Origin of the sequence: Permianibacter aggregans (assembly GCF_009756665.1) — a bacterium.
GTDB classification, from domain to species: domain Bacteria; phylum Pseudomonadota; class Gammaproteobacteria; order Enterobacterales; family Permianibacteraceae; genus Permianibacter; species Permianibacter aggregans.
The window spans coordinates 787,374-806,612 of the sequence record NZ_CP037953.1; the positions used below are offsets into that span (position 1 = coordinate 787,374).

Here is a 19,239-nt window from a genome sequence, read left to right on the forward strand (position 1 = left end):
GCCGGAAATAATTTTTACAGTGGCAAACGGTAATGCCGCTCGCCGTCGGCATCGACTTCACCCGGTAACCATCCCTGACGCAGATAAAACCGATCAGCACGAGTATCGATAGCGGTGCTCAATTTGAGTTCAACAAAACCGCGTCGGCGGGCATCGTCCACCAGCACCTGCATCAAGCGCTTGCCAATGCCGCGCTGCTCAGCGGTCGGGTCGACAAACAACGCCCAAACCGAGCCGTTTCGATAATCAACAATGCTGAGCCCAAGTATCTGGCCCTGATCTTCACAGACCCAACCTTTGCCAAACTCCTGCAAATACGGCACATACATTTCCGGCGTGACTTTCGCCGGATTCGACAAGACATTTTCTTTGACGGCCATGCGCACCCGGTGCATCGCCGGAATATCGGCGACCGTTGCCACACGATAACTAAGCGCCCAATCAGAACAGGCTGTCTTCACGATGAAATGCACTCGCGTCGCCGTCACCTTCGCGCACCAATACCGGCACACCTTCGGTCAAATCGACGATGGTTGTCACGCCATTACCGCAATAACCACCATCGACAACGATATCGACCTGGTTACCGACCGTCTGGTGAATTTCGTACGGGTCGGCACCGAGTTCAGTGCTGTCAGGCAACACCAGCGACGTGGTCTGAATCGGTTCTCCGAGCGCATTCAGCAACGCCTGGGCAATCCGATTGTCCGGCACGCGAATACCGATGGTTTTGCGCTTGTCATGTTGCAGGCGTTTCGGCACTTCTTTGGTCGCCCGCAGAATGAACGTATACGGACCGGGCGTATGCGCACGCAACACCCGGTAGGCCGGATCGTCGATGCGGGCGTAATTGGAAATTTCCGACAAATCCTTGCAGGCCAGCGTGAAATGGTGGTGCTTGTCGAGGCCACGCATAAAACGCACGCGATCGGTGGCACCTTTATCGTCCATGCGCCAGCCGACCGCATAGCCGGTATCGGTCGGATAAATGATGACGCCACCTTGGCGAATCACATCCGCCACCTGTTCGATCAGGCGGTCTTGCGGGTCTTGCGGATGCACCTGTATCAGTCGGCTCACGCGACACTCCGGCAAATCAATGGATGGGTTAGGAAAACAGTTCCGGCCTGGCTTGCCAAACCGTGGTCACCGCAGGCGGCAACGGCGGCATTCTGCCCAGCCCGGTCCAGCGCTGCGCTTCAGAATGAAAATCGCTGCCTTGACTGGCCCACAGCTCCAGCGAACGTACCAATTTTGCCATACGTTGCGCTTCTTTCGGAAACAGTTGCGGATAGGAAAGCTCGAAGCCCTGACCGCCGGCTTCTTTGAACGCTTCGGTCAGCTTTTGCAGACCGGAGCCAGAAAGCTTGTAACGACCGGGATGGGCCAATACCGGAATCCCTCCGGCCTCGCGAATCCAGCTGATGCCTTCGCTTAGTGAGCACCATTCGGCCGGCACATAGGCGGAACCGGTTCGGCCCAGATAACGCTTGAATGCCCGCTCCTGATCCTTGACCAAGCCTCGATCGACCAGCTCATGAGCGACATGGCTACGGGTCGGTGCGCTGGCTTGGCGGCTGCAGAGCTGCTCCAGAACACCGTTGATATTGTCCTTGGCGAGCTTGGCGCAAATGGCTTCGGCACGATGCCAGCGACGCTGCTGCTGAGTCGCCAAGCCCTGCTGCAGGACCGTCGACGCGGTATCGACACCGAGGCCAACGACGTGAATCTCCTTGTGCTGCCAACCGCAGGAGAGCTCGACAGCCGGCACCAGTTTCAGCGATTGGGCGGCAGCCTTGGCTTCCGCGATGCCGTCAACCGAGTCGTGATCGGAGAGCGCCAGCACGTTGACGCCGCGAGATTCGGCTTGCTGCACCAGTTCGGCGGGCGACAAGGCACCATCGGAATAGTGGCTATGGCAATGCAAATCGATGATCACGAACACTCCAGGATGACGGACACACGTTCATTCGCCTATGATCGCGGCCTGATAAAAAAGTCCATGCAGTTTACCATGCAGAAATTTCTGATCGATTTTTTCCCGCTCGCCGCGTTCTTGCTGCTGCTGTTGCTGAAAGATATTTACTGGGCAACTGGCGCGCTGATGATCGGCTCGGTACTGCAGACGACCGTGCACTATGTTCTGCACAAACGCTTTGAAAAAATGCATTTGTTCGGCTTGGCTTTCGTTCTGCCGCTCGGTGGTTTAACACTGCTGCTGCACGACCCGGCGTTCATCAAATGGAAAGTGTCGATCTTTTTCTGGGTAGTCGCGGTGATCATCGCCTGGCGCCATTGGCTGTTGAACAAAAACACCGTGCGCGAATTGATGGAATTCTCGGTCAAAATCAGTTGGCCGGCACCGGATGCGCTGTGGAAGCAGATGAATCTGTTGTGGATGTGGTTCGCAATCATCACCGGTGTGCTGAATGTGTTGATCGCGTTTGTGTTTTTCCCCGGCAACAATCGCATCTGGGGACTGTTCAAATTTCCCGGCACGTTTGTCATTCAAATGGCCGTGATGATTTATACCTTCGTGAAACTGCAGCCGTATTTGCCGGCAGAAACTTCTGCAGAAAACCACAGCAAGGACTAAACCATGTTTTATCTGATCTATGCTGAAGATTATCCGAATGCATTGGACAAGCGTTTGGGTGCGCGCGCCAATCACCTGGCCCGCTTGCAGCAACTGAAAAATGAAGGTCGTTTGCTGCTAGCCGGCCCGTGCCCGGCGATTGATAGCAATGATCCGGGCCCGGCCGGCTTTACCGGTTCGGTCATCATTGCGGAATTTGCTTCACTCGGTGAGGCACAGGCATTTGCCGACAGCGACCCATACGTTGCCGCTGGTGTCTATCAACGCGTCACCGTCAAACCGTTCAAGAAGGTGCTACCGTAATGGACAAAACCGAACGCGTTGAAGAAATCCGTCGTCGCTTGCAACTGGCCTTACAGCCTGTGCAACTGGATGTCATCGATGAGAGCCATTTGCATGCGGGCCATGCCGGCGCGCTGACCGGTAAAGGCCATTTCGCCGTGCAGATCGTGTCACCGCAATTCGCCGGCAAAACACCACTTGCAAGACACCGCATGGTGTACGCGGCGCTCGGCGAGATGATGGATGAAGACATCCATGCCCTTAGCATTTCGGCCAACACACCGTAATACGGGTCTTAACGCATGCGCCTGCTGCCGAGCCGCCGCCATCGATTGACCTTGCTGGTCATCACCTTGATGCTGGCGTTGTATTTGCTGTTGGTGCTGGATACTGCGCAGATCCATTCCCGGGCGATGTTTGCACTGTGGAATATCGCCCATGTGCCGCTATTTTTCCTGCTGACTGTCGTCTTTGATCAGGCACTCAGCGGCCGCCATCCACCGGTGTTACGCGTCTGGTTGACGCTATTGTTGCCGCCGCTCCTGATTTTCGCGGTGGCCACCGAATGGTTGCAGTCACTGACGGCGCGCAATCCCAGCGGCCGCGATATCGCGATGAACGTGCTTGGCGTCGTGCTGGCCGTGCTCTGGCTTTATGCCCGTCATTATCTGCAAAGCACAGCGCCACGCTTGGTGTTGCGTAGCATTGTCGTGCTGGCGATCGCGATATTGTTTATTCGACCGATGCAAATGCTCGCGGCCGATTGGCATCGGCAAAAAGCCTTTCCGGTGTTGTCCGATTTTGAGCATTGGACCGATACGCTGAATTGGTCGGCCGGCACCCGTTCCGCCGAGCAAGCTCGCGACGGCAAACATGCCTTGAAAGTCGTCTTACCGGAGCAACCGCTGGCCGGTGCCTCGTTACGTTATTTTCCGCGCCAATGGCATGAGCTCGCCTGTTTGAGTCTGTCGGTGTACAACCCACAAGCGAAAGCGCTACCGCTTTCCTTGCGTGTGCACGATAACCGTCACCGGCAAATGGGCGAGGCTTATCACGATCGCTACAACCAGAACTTCACTGCCAAACCCGGCTGGAATGATCTGCAAGTGCCGCTGGAAAAAATTGCCCATGCCGCGCAGACGCGCATCATCAGTCTCGATGAAATCAGTACCGTGCGGGTGTTCTACCAGGGCACGCCAACTGCCGGTACCACGATTTATATCGACGCCGTGCGCTTGAGTAAAGAAACCGAAAACTGCCAAGCCTCGCGCTGATAGGCGTTTTGTAAGCAGCAAAAAAAAGAAAGCCCCGCATCGCGGGGCCACACACAAGTACTCAAACGTTATTCGAACAAGGCATCCATATTCAGATTTTGCTCGCGCAGAATTTCGCGCAGACGCTTCAGTGCCTCGACCTGGATTTGCCGCACCCGTTCGCGCGTCAACCCGATCTCATTACCCACTTCTTCCAGCGTTTGCGGTTCGTATTCGAGCAGGCCGAAACGACGAGCCAGCACATCGCGCTGCTTGTCTGACAACATGTTCAGCCATTTCTCGATATTGCTGCGCATATCGTGATCTTCGAGCACGGCAACCGGCTCGCTGGCCATATCGTCCGGGATCGTGTCGAGCAACGACCGATCGCCATCGGTGCCGAACGGGGTATCAATCGAGCTGATGCGCTCATTGAGGCCAAGCATTTTCGACACGTCTTCAACCGGCTTGCCGAGTTTGGCGGCAATTTCTTCGGCGGTCGGTTCGTGATCGAGTTTGTGCGCCAGCTCGCGAGCGGCACGCAGGTAAACATTCAATTCTTTGACGACGTGGATAGGCAGACGAATGGTGCGGGTCTGGTTCATCAGCGCCCGTTCAATCGTTTGACGAATCCACCAGGTGGCATAGGTGGAAAAGCGGAAACCGCGCTCAGGGTCGAATTTCTCGACAGCGCGGATCAGACCAAGGTTACCTTCTTCGATCAGATCGAGCAGTGGCAGGCCGCGACCGTTGTAACGGCGGGCGATTTTCACCACCAGGCGCAGATTGCTCTCGATCATCCGTTGTTTGGATTTCATGCAGCCGCGTTGCGACTTGCGGGAAAAATAGACTTCTTCTTCGGCGGTGAGCAGCGCGGAAGCACCAATTTCACCAAGATAGAGTTGTGTAGCATCCATGATTTTCTCGTCCTCCGTTAGATCGAACCGGACGGGAGCCTGGGGCTCAGTGTCTTCTGTGTCGTAGTCCTCTTCTGAGAACTCGTCGTGGAGGGCCAATTCTTCTGAATCGTCATCCAGCAAAGCGTCGTTGTTCCACTGCTCTTTCATGACAGTACCTCCACCAAGCGATTGTGCCGGGCGTCTCAGACTTCAGGCTTGAGGTCTGGCGGCCTTCGGCTATTACTTCAGTCATTCGGATTCACTCTGCTGCAGTAATCGCCGGCGCTGTTATCATTCAGCGTTTCGGCAAATACTTGAGTGGATCCACCGGTTGACCCTGGTAGCGGATCTCGAAGTGCAATTGCACTCGATCAGTTCCGCTATCGCCTATATCGGCAAGTAACTGGCCAGCTTTAACGGCGTCGTTTTCTTTCACATGCAGGGCGCTGTTGTGGGCGTAGGCGCTCAAAAAATCGTCATTGTGTTTCACAATAACCAAATTCCCGAAACCACGCAAACCGCCCCCTGCATAGACCACAACGCCATCAGCGGCCGAGCGAACCGGTTCACCTTTTTTCCCTGCAATATTCAGGCCCTTGTTGCCCATCGAGGCTGACGAGAAGCGCTGGACGACCTCACCCGGGGCCGGCCAATGCCAGTTGACGACGCTGGGCCCGACATACTGGCTGATCGAAGTATTCGTACCAGATGATGCGGATTGACTGGAGGCTATGACGGAGTGAGTACTTCTGTCAGAGTTGGATTGAAGAGACTCTGAAGTGCTTGCCGGACGACTGGTCTGACTTGACGAAGCCGTCGGTTGTCTACTACCACCAGTTGAGGAAATGCCCCGATTGGTGGTGGTTCTGCCCTCAGAATTCGACGGATTTTTGACGTTTTCGCCATTATTTTGACGTTCGGCGAGCCTTGGGCCAGAGAGTTTCAAGCGCTGACCAGGAAAGATCAGGAAATTATTGCCGATGCCGTTCCAAGAGGCGAGCTGACGGTAATCAAGGCCGTAGGAGAAGGCTATCGAATACAGCGTTTCGCCAGCCCTGACCACATGATAGCCGAGAAAACTCGCCTGCTCCTGAGCCACCAGCCGTGATTCGACCGGTGCAATATGCGGCGCCGCGCAGGCATTCAGCAACAGCGCGACAACAATGAGCGAAGCTAGACGACAAGCTTTCACGCGTTTGATCACTACTCCACGGGGCCGGCTTGCAGCGGCACAAAGCGGACTTTGTCCATCATCGCCACCTGCTTCTGACCATTGCGTTTTTCCACCAGCATCAAATCCTGGACACCGCTGTGCTGACCCACAGGGATGATCATCCGGCCGCCTTCGGCCAGTTGATCGAACAGGGCTTGCGGTACCGCCATTGGCGCCGCGGTGACGATAATGGCATCGAACGGCGCGTGTTCTTTCCAGCCCTGGAAGCCATCACCGTGACGGAAATACACGCCCTCAACGCCCATCGACTGCAACCTTTCTTTCGCCTGATCTTGCAACGCGCCGATGCGCTCGATGGTGTAAATCTCGTCAACCAGCTGTGACAACACGGCGGTTTGATAACCGCAGCCAGTGCCGATTTCCAGCACTTTCTTGACCGGACCGGCATCGAGCATCAGTTCGGTCATCCGGGCAACGATAAACGGTTGTGAAATGGTTTGGCCTCGGCCGATTGGTAAGGCGGTATCTTCATAAGCGCGATGCGCCAGGGCTTCATCAACGAATATATGGCGCGGCGTGGCCGCCACTGCGGCCAGCACCATCGGGTTGCTGATGCCGCTTTCCTGCAGGCGCTGCACCAGCCGCTGGCGGGTGCGTTCGGATGTCATGCCTATCCCTCGAATACTGCTTGCGTTCATGGTAATGACATCGCCCCAATCCAGTCGTTCAACTTGTCCATGCTGCTGTAGGCGGTCAGGTCCACGTGCAGCGGCGTCACGGAAACACAACCATTTTCTATTGCATGGAAATCAGTGCCCTCGCCGGCGTCATCGCCTTCGGCCGGCGGGCCAATCCAGTATACATCCCGACCTTTCGGGTCGTGCGCCGGAATAATCGTGTCGGCTCTATGCCGGTGACCAAGCCTTGTCACCTTGATGCCGGCCAATTGATCGTAGGGCAGGTCCGGCACATTGACGTTCAGAATCCGATTATGAGCCAGCGAACGGCTTTTCAGTTGCTTGACCAGCTTCAGCGCCACTTTTGCCGCGGTTTCATAGTGCTCGCATTTCGGGCCAACCAGCGACATTGCCAGTGCCGGATAACCGAGATGACGGCCTTCCATCGCCGCTGCGACGGTGCCGGAATAAATGACATCATCACCAAGATTGGCGCCGTTGTTGATACCGGCCAGCACGATATCTGGCGGCTTCGGCATCAAGCGGTGGGTGGCCAAGTGCACGCAATCGGTCGGCGTACCGGTCACCGCGAAAAAACCCTCGACGCTCAGGTGATAGCGGATCGGCGTATCGAGCGTCAGCGAGTTGCTGGCACCGCTGCGATTGCGATCCGGCGCCACCACGGTAACTTCGCCCAATTCGCGCAGGGCGTCATGCAACGCTTTCAGGCCTGGCGCAAAATAACCATCATCATTACTCAGCAGAATTCGCATCACAGCTCACCGACAACAACGGGCGCACATGTTACCGCGCCATCAGCGGCTTGCAACTGCCTTGGCCATCAACAGCGCAACGGCGTGCACCGCGATGCCTTCCTTACGGCCGATATAGCCTAGCCCTTCGGTGGTCGTGGCTTTCAGGTTGACCGCCGATTCCGGCAGCGCCAAATCCTCGGCTACCTGCCTGCGCATCGCCGATTTATGGCCACTGAGCCGAGGCGTTTGCGCCACGACGGTGATGTCGACATTGGCGACCGCCCAACCCTGTTCGGCGATCAGCGTCATCACGTGGGCCAGTAGCGCACGACTGTCAGCACCGCGCCAGCGCTCGTCGGTGTCGGGAAAGTGCTCGCCAATATCACCAAGACCGGCAGCACCGAGCAGAGCATCGCACAGCGCGTGCAGCACGACATCGCCATCGGAATGGGCCAGCACACCTTGCGCACCGGGTATGCTGACGCCGGCCAAGATCAGCGGTTTGTCACCGCCGAATTTATGCACATCAAAACCATGACCGATTCGAAAACTCATTCGTTGCTACCTTTCATTATTTCAGTCACGCCAGCCCTGCTGACGCTGCCAGGCAAAAATCTGTTCGGCGATCATCAAGTCCTGGCCTTGAGTGATCTTGATGTTGTCATCACGACCACGAACGATGCGCACGGTATGACCAGCCGCTTCCATCGCCGACGCTTCATCGGTGACGGCAATCGCGCGACTCTCGGACGAGATCAACGCGGTCAGTAACGCCTGAAAACGAAACACTTGCGGCGTCATCGCCCGCCATAAACCTTGGCGATCGACGGTGGCTTCAATCGTGCCATCGTTCGCCACTCTTTTCAGCGTATCGGCCACCGGCACGGCCAGAATCGCACCGGCAAAATTTTCCGTTTCGGCGTCCTTGAGTGTAGTGAATAACTGTTGCAGATCGGAGGCAAGCAATAGCGGTCTGGCGGCGTCATGAACGAATACCCAATCATGATCCTCTGCTCGCCCCTGCAATGCCCGTAACGCTGCCAGCACCGACGCATGGCGGGTATCGCCACCAACGACGGTTTGCACCGGCAACGCGGCAGCATCGGAATGCCGAAAAAGCTGATCATCAGCAGCCAGTGCTACCAGCACCTGACTGAAACGGGAATCAGCGAGAAAAAAAGACAGGGTATGGAAAAGAACCGTGGCGCCGTGCAGTGACAAATATTGTTTGGGTCGATCGGCACCGAGCCGGGAGCCGGAACCTGCCGCCGGAATAATGGCCCAACAACGCATGCTTATCTACCGTCGACGATGCGGTAAAACACTTCGCCTTTTTTGACCAGGCCCAGCTCATGGCGGGCGCGTTCTTCAATGCCATCGAGACCGGTTTTCAAATCGACAATATCAACCCGCAGTGACGCGTTGCGTTCATTGAGTAAATCGTTTTCGGCTTTTTGTTGTTCAATGCGGGCATGCAACTGATGCAGCTCGGCGATGCTGCCGTGGCCATACCATAGCCGGCCCTGCAACGCGCAGAACATCAGCAGGAATACCACCGCCACCACTTTCATGATCATTTCCCTTGGGTTGCACCGGGCGCAGTATCGCAGAATTGGCGCGGGTTTGACTACCACCGCGCCATCGCCAATCACATCAAGCTTGCGACTTTTCTGCTGACATCCGCCCGAAAGGTTTGCTCAGCAACAGGCGCAGATCCGATCCGATCTCAAACAGGTAAACCACCACGATAGCCACCAGAATGAAATCGACCGAACGCTCCATCCAATAGTTGACCCGGGTAAAGTTTTCGACCGCATCGGTCGGGCCGGTAACGGTCAGCAGCGCATCGGCCATCAACAATTGATAAGCAATAAACAAAGTGACGGCGCTGACCGCCAGCCGGGCAATGGCCTTGATTCTGGTCCGTACCGGATGAGCGAAATTGATCAGCGCCGCGCCCAGTTCAATAATCGACAACACCAGAATCGGATAAAAGTATGGGTGCCAGGCGGTCGACAAGGAGACATCGAATTCCAGATGATCAATCGGGAACATATTCATGAACTCTATGCGACCCAACCACCAGGCGATAAAGATCACCCCGAAAATGATCTCAAACATACTTTCCGAGCGGGCAATAACGTAACGCTTTGGGTCGCGCGGCAAACGCGAAGGATGCCAATGACCGAAGACATTAAAACGGATTTGCTGGCGCTCCAACACCGCCAGCGTCAACACCAATGCACCGATGCCGAAAACAAATGCCCAGGAGGCTTGGCTGGCGCCTTGGATAATGGCCTGAATCAAATTCTGGCCACCGAAAACGTTGAACACGGCAATCGCGGTATAGATACCAATCAGAACGTAAGCCAGCGGTTTCAGGGCCAGCCAGAATAGTCCTGACATGTGATTGCCAAGTAACGGCTCCGCTTCATAAAACTTGGCGGCAGCACTGGCTGGATGGCCGGCTTGCAGCAGCAACTTGTGCCAGTCCTGTTCCGACAGAGGCTCGCCGCGCTGCTGCTCCCAAGCTTCGGCCTGTGAGCGCAACTCATCGCGTAACTCTTCAATGATGTCGTCTTTTGCGGTGGGCGGAAGATAGCTTCGGACCGCTTCCAGGTAACTGTCCAACAGGCTCATGGCACTTCTCCTTCAAAATGGGGTTCCTTCACAATCCGTTCGATGCTGTCGTTCAACTGACGCCAGTCGATCATCAAGCGCTCAAGCACTTGCACTCCGCTTTCTGATAAGCGGTAAAAGCGTTTTTGGCGCTTGTCCTCTTCCCGCCATTCGCTGTTCAACAGCCCCTGTGATTCCAGGCGGCGCACCAGTGGATACAGCGTGCCTTCATCGATTTCGAGACCCTGATCGTTCAAGGCTTTGCGCAGCGAATAGCCGTAATGCTCCTGCCGCAACTGGCCAAGCACCGCCAGAATCAGCGAACCCCGGCGCAGCTCCTGCAGCAATTTGTCCTGAATGCCCTGTTCCATAGCAGCTCCCATACTTGGCGGCATACACTGTTTATCACACAGTACATGATGCATACTGTATGTTACATAGTGTATATCGTCAAGTATCTCTGGAAATTTTGCTTAGCGGGAGGCCGGAAGCGGACGGAGCTGGTCAAGAGGCAACGAGAAAGCGTTGCTATGAGGGCAAATAACAGGAACAAGGTCGGACGTAGTCAGGGAAGACAAATTGCCCTGAGGGAAAAAAACAAACGCAGCCGAAGCTGCGTTTGTTTTGTTTTAGCGACCCGAATTACTTCAGGCGCGGGAACGCCGATCGGCCAGCGTAAATGGCCTTGTCGCCGAGCTCCTGCTCAATACGCAGTAGCTGGTTGTACTTGGCGACGCGATCAGAACGGCACAGCGAACCGGTCTTGATTTGACCGCAGCCGGTAGCAACAGCCAGATCGGCAATCGTGACGTCTTCGGTTTCGCCAGAACGGTGCGAAGAGACGGCTGTGTAACCGGCTTTGTGTGCCATGTCGATCGCAGCCAACGTTTCGGTCAGTGAACCGATTTGATTGACCTTGATCAGAATTGAATTGGCGATGTGCTTGTTGATGCCTTCCTGCAGGATTTTGGTGTTGGTCACGAACAGATCGTCACCGACCAACTGGCAGCGATTGCCGAGCTTTTTAGTCAGAAGATCCCAGCCGCCCCAATCGCTTTCGTCCATGCCATCTTCAATCGAGATAATCGGGTAACGATCGCACCAGTCAGCGAGGTAATCAGCAAATTCTGCCGAGCTGAACGATTTGCCTTCGCCTTCGAGGTGGTAGTAACCCTCTTTGTAGAATTCTGAGCTGGCGACATCGAGGCCAAGGTAAATATCTTTGCCGAGTTTGTAGCCGGCTTTTTCCACTGCTTCAATAATGCAGGTGACGGCTTCTTCGTTCGACTTCAAATCCGGCGCGAAACCGCCTTCATCGCCAACCGCAGTATTCAGCTTGCGTGCTTTCAACACGGCTTTCAGCGCGTGGAAAACTTCGGCGCCGTAACGCAGTGCTTCCGAGAAACTTGACGCGCCGACCGGCAGAATCATGAATTCCTGGATATCGACATTGTTGTCAGCGTGGGCACCGCCGTTGATGATGTTCATCATCGGTACCGGCATGATGAATTTGCCGGAGGTATTCAGGTATTGATACAAGCCGACGCCTTTGGCATTGGCAGCCGCTTTGGCAACGGCCAGCGACACAGCCAGAATAGCGTTGGCGCCAAGCTTGCCTTTGTTATCGGTGCCGTCCAGCGAAATCATCAAGTTGTCGATCGCGGCTTGTTCAAACACCGATTTGCCGATCAGCGCTTCACGAATGACCGTGTCGACATGCGACACAGCTTTGCGTACGCCTTTGCCGAGATAACGGGCTTTGTCGCCGTCGCGCAGTTCCAGCGCTTCGCGCGAACCGGTGGAGGCACCGCTCGGTGCGCAAGCCACGCCGCGCATGCCGTTATCGAGAATCACTTCTGCTTCGACGGTCGGGTTGCCACGCGAGTCCAGCACTTCGCGACCGATAATGTGTTTGATGCTTGCCATTGATGCTTCCTTTTATGCCTTTAACCGATTAAATCAGTAACCACAAACCTTTTACGCCGTTTCCAGTGGTGCAAAATTTTTCACTAAATCGTCGATCGCTTTGACCTGAGCCAGGAACGGCTCCAACTTCGACAAGCGCAGCGCACACGGGCCATCGCATTTGGCGTTTTCCGGCTCCGGATGCGCTTCCAGGAAAAGCCCGGCCAGTCCGACCGCCATGCCGGCACGTGCCAATTCCGATACTTGCGCGCGACGACCACCAGCGCTTTCGGTCAATCCACCCGGCATTTGCAGCGCGTGGGTGACGTCGAAAAACACCGGATAGTCGAATTTTTTCATGATGCCGAAACCGAGCATGTCAACGACCAGGTTGTTGTAACCAAAACTCGATCCACGCTCACAAAGAATCAGTTTGTCGTTACCCGCTTCTTCGCATTTTTTCAGAATATGGCGCATTTCCTGCGGCGCCAGAAATTGCGCTTTCTTGATGTTGATGACGGCGCCGGTTTTTGCCATCGCAACAACCAAGTCAGTCTGACGTGACAGAAACGCCGGCAACTGAATGATGTCGGCCACTTCGGCCACCGGCTTGGCCTGATGTGGTTCATGAACATCGGTGATCACCGGAACTTTGAAGGTCTTTTTCAGCTCTTCAAAAATTTTCAGGCCTTCATCAAGACCAGGGCCGCGATAAGAGTTGACCGACGAGCGATTGGCCTTGTCGAACGACGCCTTGAATACGTAAGGGATGCCAAGTTTTTGCGTGACCTTGACGTAGGCTTCGCAGACCTGCATCGCCATGTCGCGCGACTCCAGCACATTCATGCCGCCGAACAACACAAACGGCAGATCGTTGCCGGTTTTGATGCCGGCAAATTCAACAATTTTCTGCGCCATCAGGTTTATACCCCCTGCTGCTTGTGAGTGACCGCCGCGTTGACGAACGCGGTGAACAATGGATGACCATCGCGCGGCGTCGAAGTGAATTCCGGGTGGAACTGGCAGGCGAGGTACCAAGGATGATCCGGCAGTTCGATCATTTCGACCAGATTCTGATCGACGGAACGGCCGGAAATCACCAAACCGGCTTCGGCCAGCTTGTCGATGTAGTTGTCGTTGACTTCGTAACGGTGACGATGACGCTCGGTGATCTTGTCTTTGCCGTAGGCTTCGCGCGCCAAAGAACCGGCTTTCAACAGACACTCCTGGGCACCGAGACGCATCGAGCCACCCAAATCACTGGCGGCCGTGCGCTGCTGCACCGAGCCATCTTTATCCAGCCATTCCGTGATCATCGCGACCACCGGGTATGGCGTCTCTTTATCAAACTCGGTGGAGTGAGCGCCAGCCATGCCAGCGATATGGCGGGCGTACTCAATGACCGCAACCTGCATGCCCAAACAAATGCCAAGGTAAGGCACCTTATTTTCACGGGCGTATTCGGCCGCCTTGATCTTGCCTTCGATGCCACGCTCACCAAAACCACCCGGCACCAAAATAGCGTCAGCGGTTTTTAGCAACTCGACGCCATTGCGATCGATTTCTTCCGAATCGATGTAATGAATGTTGACCACCTGGCGGGCCTGCAGACCGGCGTGTTTCAACGACTCGGTCAGAGATTTGTAAGCTTCGGTCAGGTGCACGTATTTGCCAACCATCGCGATATTGATTTCGCCTTTCGGATTGGCCTGGGCGTACAGCACCTGCTCCCATTCGGTCAGGTCGGCCGGTGCCGCGTCAATTTTGAAGCGCTGGCAAATCAGTTCGTCCAGTCCCTGCGAATGCAGTACAGCCGGGATACGATAAATGCTGTCGACGTCCTTCAGCGAAATAACGGCTTTTTCTTCGACATTGGTGAACAGCGCAATTTTGGCTCGCTCGCCGGCTGGCAGTGTGCGGTCGGAGCGGCAGATCAGGATATCCGGCTGGATGCCGAGGCTGCGCAGTTCCTTGACTGAGTGCTGGGTCGGCTTGGTTTTCAACTCGCCGGCCGTTGCAATATAAGGTAGCAGCGTCAGGTGCATGAACGCAGCTCGCTCGCGACCAAGCTCATAACCGAGCTGGCGGATGGCTTCCAGGAACGGCAGCGACTCGATATCGCCGACCGTACCGCCAACTTCGGTGACGCACACGTCATAGCCTTCGCCGGCTGCGATCACGGTCTGCTTGATGGCGTCCGTGATATGCGGAATGACCTGTACCGTCGCACCAAGATAGTCACCGCGGCGCTCACGGCGTAGTACCTCTGAATAGATTTTTCCGGTCGTGGCGCTGTTGCGACGGGACATCCGGGTACGAACGAAACGCTCGTAGTGCCCCAGATCCAGGTCGGTCTCGGCGCCGTCATCGGTGACATAGACCTCACCGTGCTGGAACGGGCTCATGGTACCCGGGTCAACATTGATATACGGGTCCAGCTTCAACAGGGTGACCTTCAGGCCACGGGCCTCAAGAATGGCCGCGAGACTCGCCGACGCAATACCCTTGCCCAAAGAAGAAACGACACCGCCCGTTACGAAAATAAAACGCGTCATGGCTGCACTCTGCTCGCAGTCAAAGAAAAAGGAAGGGGGGAAAAGAAATTATAGGAACCCCAGGACGGGGGCAAAGTTTAGCAAAATTGACAGGGGGGCGGCAAACGGCAATGGGGAAAGATTGGGTTGCCGACCAAAGCCGGAGACCAGCGATGACGCTCAACGCGTCATCGACATAGAGGCTTTCGGGCTTATCGGAACACGCGCCAACGAAGGACCCACGGCGGGTTTGGACTCCAAGCGTTGCGGAGCAAGAGCCAATCGATATCCACGTTTAGGAATCGTTTCAATGATTGGATCAGCAGACGCCGATTCACCAAGCAGTTGTCGAATTGACCAAATCGCGTGGTTAATGCCTGCCCGTTCAACGCAGGCATAAGGACCCCAGACTTTCTCAATCAGATATTCCGACTCGACCATGTTCGGATAGTGCTCAATTAAACACACCAGCACAGACAACAGCTTCTTTCGAATCGGTTGGCAGCATCCGTGCGAGTAAACCTGCTGCCGGCCTTCGTCAATCAACCAGGCTCCCAACTGCCATTGTCTTTGCTGTAGCTGCATCGCGCACTCCTCTCTTTTGCTTACTGTTGCACATCGAACTGGAACATAACGATGAAAAAATTCCGACTGGAAAAGTGATTAGTACCATCTCTCGCTATGACGCAAACCAAACAGAAATGGTTGTTGACAAAGATCACCAGAAAAAATAGTAATTTTCACATTCAATAAAGATTCAATATTTTTTCTATGGGCTTCTGTATGGCAGACACGGCACGCTCTGTCCGGCACTAAGCGGTAGTCAGTGCAGTATTCGGCCCAGCTATTCTCGGCCTGATCAAGGCGGGGCAAATCCGAACACCTTCCCTGGTTGTTTTCTGATCTGTCCTTCAATGCCCCGCCGCATTTTTCTGCCGCTGGTGAACTCACACGCAGGAGAAACCCAACAATGCAAAACCCAAGAACACCACAACACTATTCCGCCGTGCGTAATGCTGTGCTGGTCGCGCTGACCGGTTCACTGGTCAGTACTGTGGCGCTCGCCGCAGAGGACGACAAGGCAGCTGAACGCATCATCGTCACCGGTTCCCATATCAAACGCGTTGATATCGAAGGCACATCACCGATACTGACCATCAGCCGCGACGATATCGAGAAAGGTGGTTACACCACCGTTTCCGATCTAGTCCGAAACTTAACCATCAACGCCGGCACTTTGCCGGAAACCTTTACCAACTCGTTTGCCAACGGCACCAGTCAGTTCAACTTGCGTGGTCTAGGTGTAGGCGCCACATTGACGCTGATCAACGGCCGTCGCGTCGCGCCGCATGGTCAGGCACAGAACATTGTCAGCACCTTTGTCGATATCAACTCGATTCCGATGTCAGCCATTGAGCGTATCGACATTCTGAAAGATGGCGCGTCGGCAATTTACGGCGCCGACGCCGTAGCCGGTGTCGTCAACATCATTTTGCGCAAGGAATATGAAGGCGCCGAAGTCAATATCGGCCACAAGAACACCGTTGAAACCGATGCCGCCGACAATACCTTCAGTTTTGTTTCCGGCACCGTCAGTGACAAAGGCGCCTGGACGGTTGTCGGTAGCTACCAAAAAATTTCCGCGCAAACCCTATCGGATCGTGATTTCTCGGCCAGCGCCGATTCAAGCTTTACGCCACAGGGTGCCAACCTGACCAGCACCTTTGCCGCTCCCGGCACTTATCGTAATCTCGTGACCGGTGCCTGGATTTCGGATGCACAGTGTGGATTAGGCGCCTCGGAAGGACCAACGGGAGGCTTCTGCCGCTATAACTTCAACGAACACATCAATCTTTCGCCGGAAACAGAACGTGCCGGCTTGTTCGTCACAGGTCATCGCGAGATCAGCGACAACATCACCGCCTTTGCCGAATTCATGTATAACCGCAAACACGATATGAACGTTTCGGCACCAGCGCCGGCTACATTTACCGCCGGCGGTATCTGGCAGCGCGAGCTGACACCGGCGCAACTGGCCGTACTGAATTTTTCCAATATTCCGTTCATTGCGGCCGACCACCCGAACAACCCTTATGGTGTTGATTTGCAAGTGCGTTACCGCCCGATTGATGCCGGCGATCGCCGTCAGGAAATCACCACAAATGCCACGCGTGCAGTCGTCGGTCTGGAATTTTTGATCGGAGATTGGGACAGCCAGTTGTCCTGGAACTTCACCCGTAGCGAAGTATTGGTCGCCAACCGCAACTCTATTCTGCAGGACCGCTTCCAGGCGGCACTGCTTGGTCGCGGCGGTCCAAATGGTAATCTGTATTACAACCCGTTCGGTGGCGCCGCTCATAACGGTAGTAATAGTCAGGAACTGATCGACTGGATGTCATTCATCTACGATCAATTCAACGACAGTTTCGAGCGAGGCTTAACCTGGAGCGCATCGAACGGCACGCTGTTCGAACTGCCGGGTGGTCCGGTTGGTGTTGCCATTGGCGTCGAATATCGCGAACAATCCTATGCCGCCGAAGCCGACAAGCAACGCAACGACGGCAACTTGTTGGGTACCGGTTCATCGGCCAACACTTATGGACAACGAGATCAAACCTCAACCTATATCGAATTTTCGCTTCCGATAGTAGAAGGTCTGGAAGTGCAAATCGCAGGTCGTCACGAAGACTACAGCGACTTTGGCACCAAGACACTGCCGAAAATTGGCGCGAAATGGAATATTGGTGACGATTGGCTGGTGCGCGCGAGCTGGGGCGAGTCATTCCGTGCGCCGTCGTTACCGGAATTATTCAACGGCGCCACATCATCATTCCCAACGTTGGTTGATCCGATCCGCTGTCCAGTCACCGGCTTGGCTTCTGATTGCGCCGCGCAAATTCGCGTCGAAAATGGCGGCAACGTCAGCCTGATGCCGGAAGTATCGGAGTCCACCAACTTCGGGGTAATTTGGTCGCCGGATGCGGTAGATGGCTTGTCGATGGGCATTGATGTGTTCCAATACGATTACGAAGACATCATTACCCAGCCATCATTGAATTTCATTTTGAATAATGTCCCGTCATTGGTATTCCGCGCGCCGGCAACGCCCGCTGATACAGCCTTGGGTATTCCGGGTACAATCGAGTACATCCTGAACAGCTACATCAACGGCGATTCGCAAACCGTCAAAGGCGCCGATTTCAACCTGCGTTATCGTTGGGAAACTGGCGCCGGTACATTTACGCTGACCAATGACTTGACCTATCTTGATCAATTTGATTTGGAACTGGTCACCGCACCTGGGCAGCCGATCGAAGGAGCCGGCAACAACCAGATTCAGTCATTACCACAGTATCGCAATAATTTGGGGCTAAACTGGGTCAACGGTGATCATCAAGTCTATGTGGTGTGGCACTACATTTCCGACTACGATGATGATGCCGCCGAAAATGCAGCAACACCCGGACCGTTCGTCGTTGATGAATGGAACACCTTTGATCTGCAGTACGCTTACTCACTGCCGAACATCGGAGCCCAGATCCGCGTAGGCTGCCAGAACTGCACCGACGAAGATCCTCCGTTCACTAATCAGAAGAGCACGACGTTCAACGCCAACTATGATTTCACGGTGCATGATGCCCGTGGCGCCATGGTTTACCTGAACTATCAGCAAAGCTTCTGATCATCCTGCACAACAGAACGGGCGCCTCGGCGCCCGTTTTTTTCTCTCAGGCGTTTCGCTTGGCTTGCTGCCAAAGTTGTTCAAGTGCATCGGCGTTCATTTCAGATAACGAGCGGTCCTTTTGCGCGGCCGTCCGCTCCATGTCTTGAAATCGACGAACAAACTTGTCATTGCTGTTCGCCAGCGCCGTTTCTGACTTGACGCCTAGATGTCGTGCGAGATTGACTACCGAATACAATAAATCGCCGAGCTCTTCTTCGATTTCCTCAGCAGACTGATTAGCCATCGCCTGCTGTAGCTCTGCCAGTTCTTCGTGGATTTTCTCGAAAACACCGTCGACGTCCGGCCAGTCAAAACCAACGCTGGCAGCACGTTTCTGGATTTTCTGGGCTCGCATCAATGCCGGTAATGCCAGTGGAATGTCATCCATCAGACTGACCGTTTCTTGTTGACGTTTTTGCGCGCGTTGCTCACGTTCGGCCGCTTTACGTTTTTCCCAGTCCTGATGCAGTTGTTCGTGTGACTGGTATTCGCCTTCGGCGAATACATGGGGATGGCGACGTTCGAGCTTATCAGCCATCGCGTGCGCTATCGCATCAAAGTCATACCAGTGCTGCTCGCTGGCCATTTGCGCGTAGAACACGACCTGGAACAATAAGTCGCCGAGTTCGCCTTTCAAATCCGGCCAATCCTCGCGCGCAATGGCATCAGCCACTTCGTACGCTTCCTCGATCGTATAGGGCGCTATCGTGGCGAAGGTTTGTTCCTTGTCCCAGGGGCAACCATGTTCCGGGTCGCGCAGACGTTTCATGACCTGTAACAGCCGTTCGATTCCCGTTTTGCAGTTGGTGATTTCTGACATG

At 54.9% G+C, this 19,239-nt stretch carries 22 protein-coding genes; 5 read left to right on the plus strand and 17 right to left on the minus strand.

Features of this window, described 5'->3' with window-relative positions; translation table 11 throughout:
- Positions 1-14 precede the first annotated feature (14 nt).
- Genes E2H98_RS03670 through E2H98_RS03680 form a run of 3 tightly spaced genes read right to left on the minus strand, consistent with a single transcriptional unit; the run spans position 15 to position 1,939 of the window.
- A complete protein-coding gene (locus E2H98_RS03670) occupies positions 15-461 on the minus strand; it encodes a GNAT family N-acetyltransferase (protein ID WP_198325229.1) in 447 nt (148 codons plus the stop codon).
- Positions 442-1,080, minus strand: a complete 639-nt coding sequence (locus tag E2H98_RS03675) for an L-threonylcarbamoyladenylate synthase (RefSeq protein WP_133587919.1) — start codon at positions 1,078-1,080, stop codon at positions 442-444. Before E2H98_RS03675 ends, E2H98_RS03670 begins: the two co-directional genes overlap by 20 nt.
- A 28-nt stretch (positions 1,081-1,108) precedes the next feature.
- Entirely contained in the window at positions 1,109-1,939 is an 831-nt protein-coding gene (locus E2H98_RS03680) for a PHP domain-containing protein (protein WP_157591231.1), read from the minus strand.
- 75 nt (positions 1,940-2,014) lie between these two features.
- Between E2H98_RS03680 and E2H98_RS03685 the strand changes: the two genes are divergently transcribed.
- Genes E2H98_RS03685 through E2H98_RS03700 form a run of 4 tightly spaced genes read left to right on the plus strand, consistent with a single transcriptional unit; the run spans position 2,015 to position 4,152 of the window.
- Positions 2,015-2,596: an inner membrane-spanning protein YciB gene (locus E2H98_RS03685; protein WP_157591232.1), complete on the plus strand. Its 582-nt coding sequence runs from the start codon at positions 2,015-2,017 to the stop codon at positions 2,594-2,596.
- A gap of 3 nt (positions 2,597-2,599) precedes the next feature.
- Positions 2,600-2,899: a YciI family protein gene (locus E2H98_RS03690; RefSeq protein WP_133587925.1), complete on the plus strand. Its 300-nt coding sequence runs from the start codon at positions 2,600-2,602 to the stop codon at positions 2,897-2,899.
- Positions 2,899-3,165: a BolA family protein gene (locus E2H98_RS03695; RefSeq protein ID WP_133587927.1), complete on the plus strand. Its 267-nt coding sequence runs from the start codon at positions 2,899-2,901 to the stop codon at positions 3,163-3,165. The genes E2H98_RS03690 and E2H98_RS03695 overlap by 1 nt, the downstream gene beginning before the upstream one ends.
- Before the next feature lie 15 nt (positions 3,166-3,180).
- Positions 3,181-4,152: a hypothetical protein gene (locus E2H98_RS03700; RefSeq protein ID WP_133587929.1), complete on the plus strand. Its 972-nt coding sequence runs from the start codon at positions 3,181-3,183 to the stop codon at positions 4,150-4,152.
- Between the two features lie 68 nt (positions 4,153-4,220).
- Here E2H98_RS03700 and rpoS read toward each other — a convergent pair whose 3' ends face one another.
- From rpoS to E2H98_RS03765, 13 genes are all read right to left on the minus strand, one after another.
- Positions 4,221-5,198 carry an RNA polymerase sigma factor RpoS gene (rpoS, locus tag E2H98_RS03705; protein ID WP_133587931.1) on the minus strand — a complete coding sequence of 326 codons (978 nt, stop codon included), beginning with the start codon at positions 5,196-5,198 and terminating at the stop codon, positions 4,221-4,223.
- A gap of 127 nt (positions 5,199-5,325) precedes the next feature.
- Entirely contained in the window at positions 5,326-6,234 is a 909-nt protein-coding gene (locus E2H98_RS03710) for a peptidoglycan DD-metalloendopeptidase family protein (protein ID WP_133587933.1), read from the minus strand.
- Positions 6,234-6,872 (minus strand): protein-L-isoaspartate(D-aspartate) O-methyltransferase, encoded by a 639-nt coding sequence (locus E2H98_RS03715; protein ID WP_232475459.1) that lies wholly within the window; start codon positions 6,870-6,872, stop codon positions 6,234-6,236. The genes E2H98_RS03710 and E2H98_RS03715 overlap by 1 nt, the downstream gene beginning before the upstream one ends.
- 26 nt (positions 6,873-6,898) lie before the next feature.
- A complete protein-coding gene (gene surE / locus E2H98_RS03720) occupies positions 6,899-7,654 on the minus strand; it encodes a 5'/3'-nucleotidase SurE (RefSeq protein WP_133587937.1) in 756 nt (251 codons plus the stop codon).
- A gap of 42 nt (positions 7,655-7,696) precedes the next feature.
- Positions 7,697-8,191, minus strand: a complete 495-nt coding sequence (gene ispF, locus E2H98_RS03725) for a 2-C-methyl-D-erythritol 2,4-cyclodiphosphate synthase (protein ID WP_133587939.1) — start codon at positions 8,189-8,191, stop codon at positions 7,697-7,699.
- 21 nt (positions 8,192-8,212) lie between these two features.
- On the minus strand, positions 8,213-8,929 hold the full coding sequence (ispD, locus tag E2H98_RS03730) for a 2-C-methyl-D-erythritol 4-phosphate cytidylyltransferase (protein WP_133587941.1): 717 nt from the start codon (positions 8,927-8,929) through the stop codon (positions 8,213-8,215).
- 2 nt (positions 8,930-8,931) lie between these two features.
- Entirely contained in the window at positions 8,932-9,207 is a 276-nt protein-coding gene (locus tag E2H98_RS03735) for a septum formation initiator family protein (protein ID WP_133587943.1), read from the minus strand.
- Positions 9,208-9,289: 82 nt separating this feature from the next.
- The gene (locus E2H98_RS03740; protein WP_133587945.1) at positions 9,290-10,276 is read right to left on the minus strand and encodes a hypothetical protein; all 987 of its coding nucleotides are present in this window, start codon (positions 10,274-10,276) and stop codon (positions 9,290-9,292) included.
- Positions 10,273-10,626, minus strand: coding sequence for a PadR family transcriptional regulator (locus tag E2H98_RS03745; RefSeq protein ID WP_198325230.1), 354 nt, complete (start codon positions 10,624-10,626; stop codon positions 10,273-10,275). The genes E2H98_RS03740 and E2H98_RS03745 overlap by 4 nt, the downstream gene beginning before the upstream one ends.
- A gap of 271 nt (positions 10,627-10,897) precedes the next feature.
- A complete protein-coding gene (eno, locus tag E2H98_RS03750; RefSeq protein WP_133587949.1) occupies positions 10,898-12,181 on the minus strand; it encodes a phosphopyruvate hydratase in 1,284 nt (427 codons plus the stop codon).
- A 51-nt stretch (positions 12,182-12,232) separates the two neighbouring features.
- A complete protein-coding gene (gene kdsA / locus E2H98_RS03755) occupies positions 12,233-13,078 on the minus strand; it encodes a 3-deoxy-8-phosphooctulonate synthase (RefSeq protein WP_133587951.1) in 846 nt (281 codons plus the stop codon).
- Between the two features lie 5 nt (positions 13,079-13,083).
- Positions 13,084-14,715, minus strand: coding sequence for a CTP synthase (locus E2H98_RS03760; RefSeq protein WP_133587953.1), 1,632 nt, complete (start codon positions 14,713-14,715; stop codon positions 13,084-13,086).
- Between the two features lie 159 nt (positions 14,716-14,874).
- Complete coding sequence (locus E2H98_RS03765) at positions 14,875-15,279, minus strand: winged helix-turn-helix domain-containing protein (RefSeq protein ID WP_133587955.1); 405 nt, start codon at positions 15,277-15,279, stop codon at positions 14,875-14,877.
- Positions 15,280-15,664: 385 nt separating this feature from the next.
- Here E2H98_RS03765 and E2H98_RS03770 point away from each other — a divergent pair, with 385 nt between their 5' ends.
- On the plus strand, positions 15,665-18,376 hold the full coding sequence (locus E2H98_RS03770) for a TonB-dependent receptor plug domain-containing protein (protein WP_133587957.1): 2,712 nt from the start codon (positions 15,665-15,667) through the stop codon (positions 18,374-18,376).
- 46 nt (positions 18,377-18,422) lie between these two features.
- Here the strand turns inward: E2H98_RS03770 and mazG are convergent, their stop codons facing one another.
- The gene (mazG, locus tag E2H98_RS03775; protein ID WP_133587959.1) at positions 18,423-19,238 is read right to left on the minus strand and encodes a nucleoside triphosphate pyrophosphohydrolase; all 816 of its coding nucleotides are present in this window, start codon (positions 19,236-19,238) and stop codon (positions 18,423-18,425) included.
- Position 19,239 lies beyond the last annotated feature (1 nt).

Coding starts and splice junctions, on each gene's coding strand:
- E2H98_RS03685 (WP_157591232.1), top strand. CDS start 2,015: ATGCAGAAATTTCTGATCGATTTTTTCCCGCTCGCCGCGTTCTTGCTG.
- E2H98_RS03690 (WP_133587925.1), top strand. CDS start 2,600: ATGTTTTATCTGATCTATGCTGAAGATTATCCGAATGCATTGGACAAG.
- E2H98_RS03695 (WP_133587927.1), top strand. CDS start 2,899: ATGGACAAAACCGAACGCGTTGAAGAAATCCGTCGTCGCTTGCAACTG.
- E2H98_RS03700 (WP_133587929.1), top strand. CDS start 3,181: ATGCGCCTGCTGCCGAGCCGCCGCCATCGATTGACCTTGCTGGTCATC.
- rpoS (WP_133587931.1), bottom strand. CDS start 5,198: ATGAAAGAGCAGTGGAACAACGACGCTTTGCTGGATGACGATTCAGAA.
- E2H98_RS03715 (WP_232475459.1), bottom strand. CDS start 6,872: ATGACATCCGAACGCACCCGCCAGCGGCTGGTGCAGCGCCTGCAGGAA.
- surE (WP_133587937.1), bottom strand. CDS start 7,654: ATGCGAATTCTGCTGAGTAATGATGATGGTTATTTTGCGCCAGGCCTG.
- ispF (WP_133587939.1), bottom strand. CDS start 8,191: ATGAGTTTTCGAATCGGTCATGGTTTTGATGTGCATAAATTCGGCGGT.
- ispD (WP_133587941.1), bottom strand. CDS start 8,929: ATGCGTTGTTGGGCCATTATTCCGGCGGCAGGTTCCGGCTCCCGGCTC.
- E2H98_RS03735 (WP_133587943.1), bottom strand. CDS start 9,207: ATGAAAGTGGTGGCGGTGGTATTCCTGCTGATGTTCTGCGCGTTGCAG.
- E2H98_RS03740 (WP_133587945.1), bottom strand. CDS start 10,276: ATGAGCCTGTTGGACAGTTACCTGGAAGCGGTCCGAAGCTATCTTCCG.
- E2H98_RS03745 (WP_198325230.1), bottom strand. CDS start 10,626: ATGGAACAGGGCATTCAGGACAAATTGCTGCAGGAGCTGCGCCGGGGT.
- eno (WP_133587949.1), bottom strand. CDS start 12,181: ATGGCAAGCATCAAACACATTATCGGTCGCGAAGTGCTGGACTCGCGT.
- kdsA (WP_133587951.1), bottom strand. CDS start 13,078: ATGGCGCAGAAAATTGTTGAATTTGCCGGCATCAAAACCGGCAACGAT.
- E2H98_RS03760 (WP_133587953.1), bottom strand. CDS start 14,715: ATGACGCGTTTTATTTTCGTAACGGGCGGTGTCGTTTCTTCTTTGGGC.
- E2H98_RS03765 (WP_133587955.1), bottom strand. CDS start 15,279: ATGCAGCTACAGCAAAGACAATGGCAGTTGGGAGCCTGGTTGATTGAC.
- E2H98_RS03770 (WP_133587957.1), top strand. CDS start 15,665: ATGCAAAACCCAAGAACACCACAACACTATTCCGCCGTGCGTAATGCT.
- mazG (WP_133587959.1), bottom strand. CDS start 19,238: ATGTCAGAAATCACCAACTGCAAAACGGGAATCGAACGGCTGTTACAG.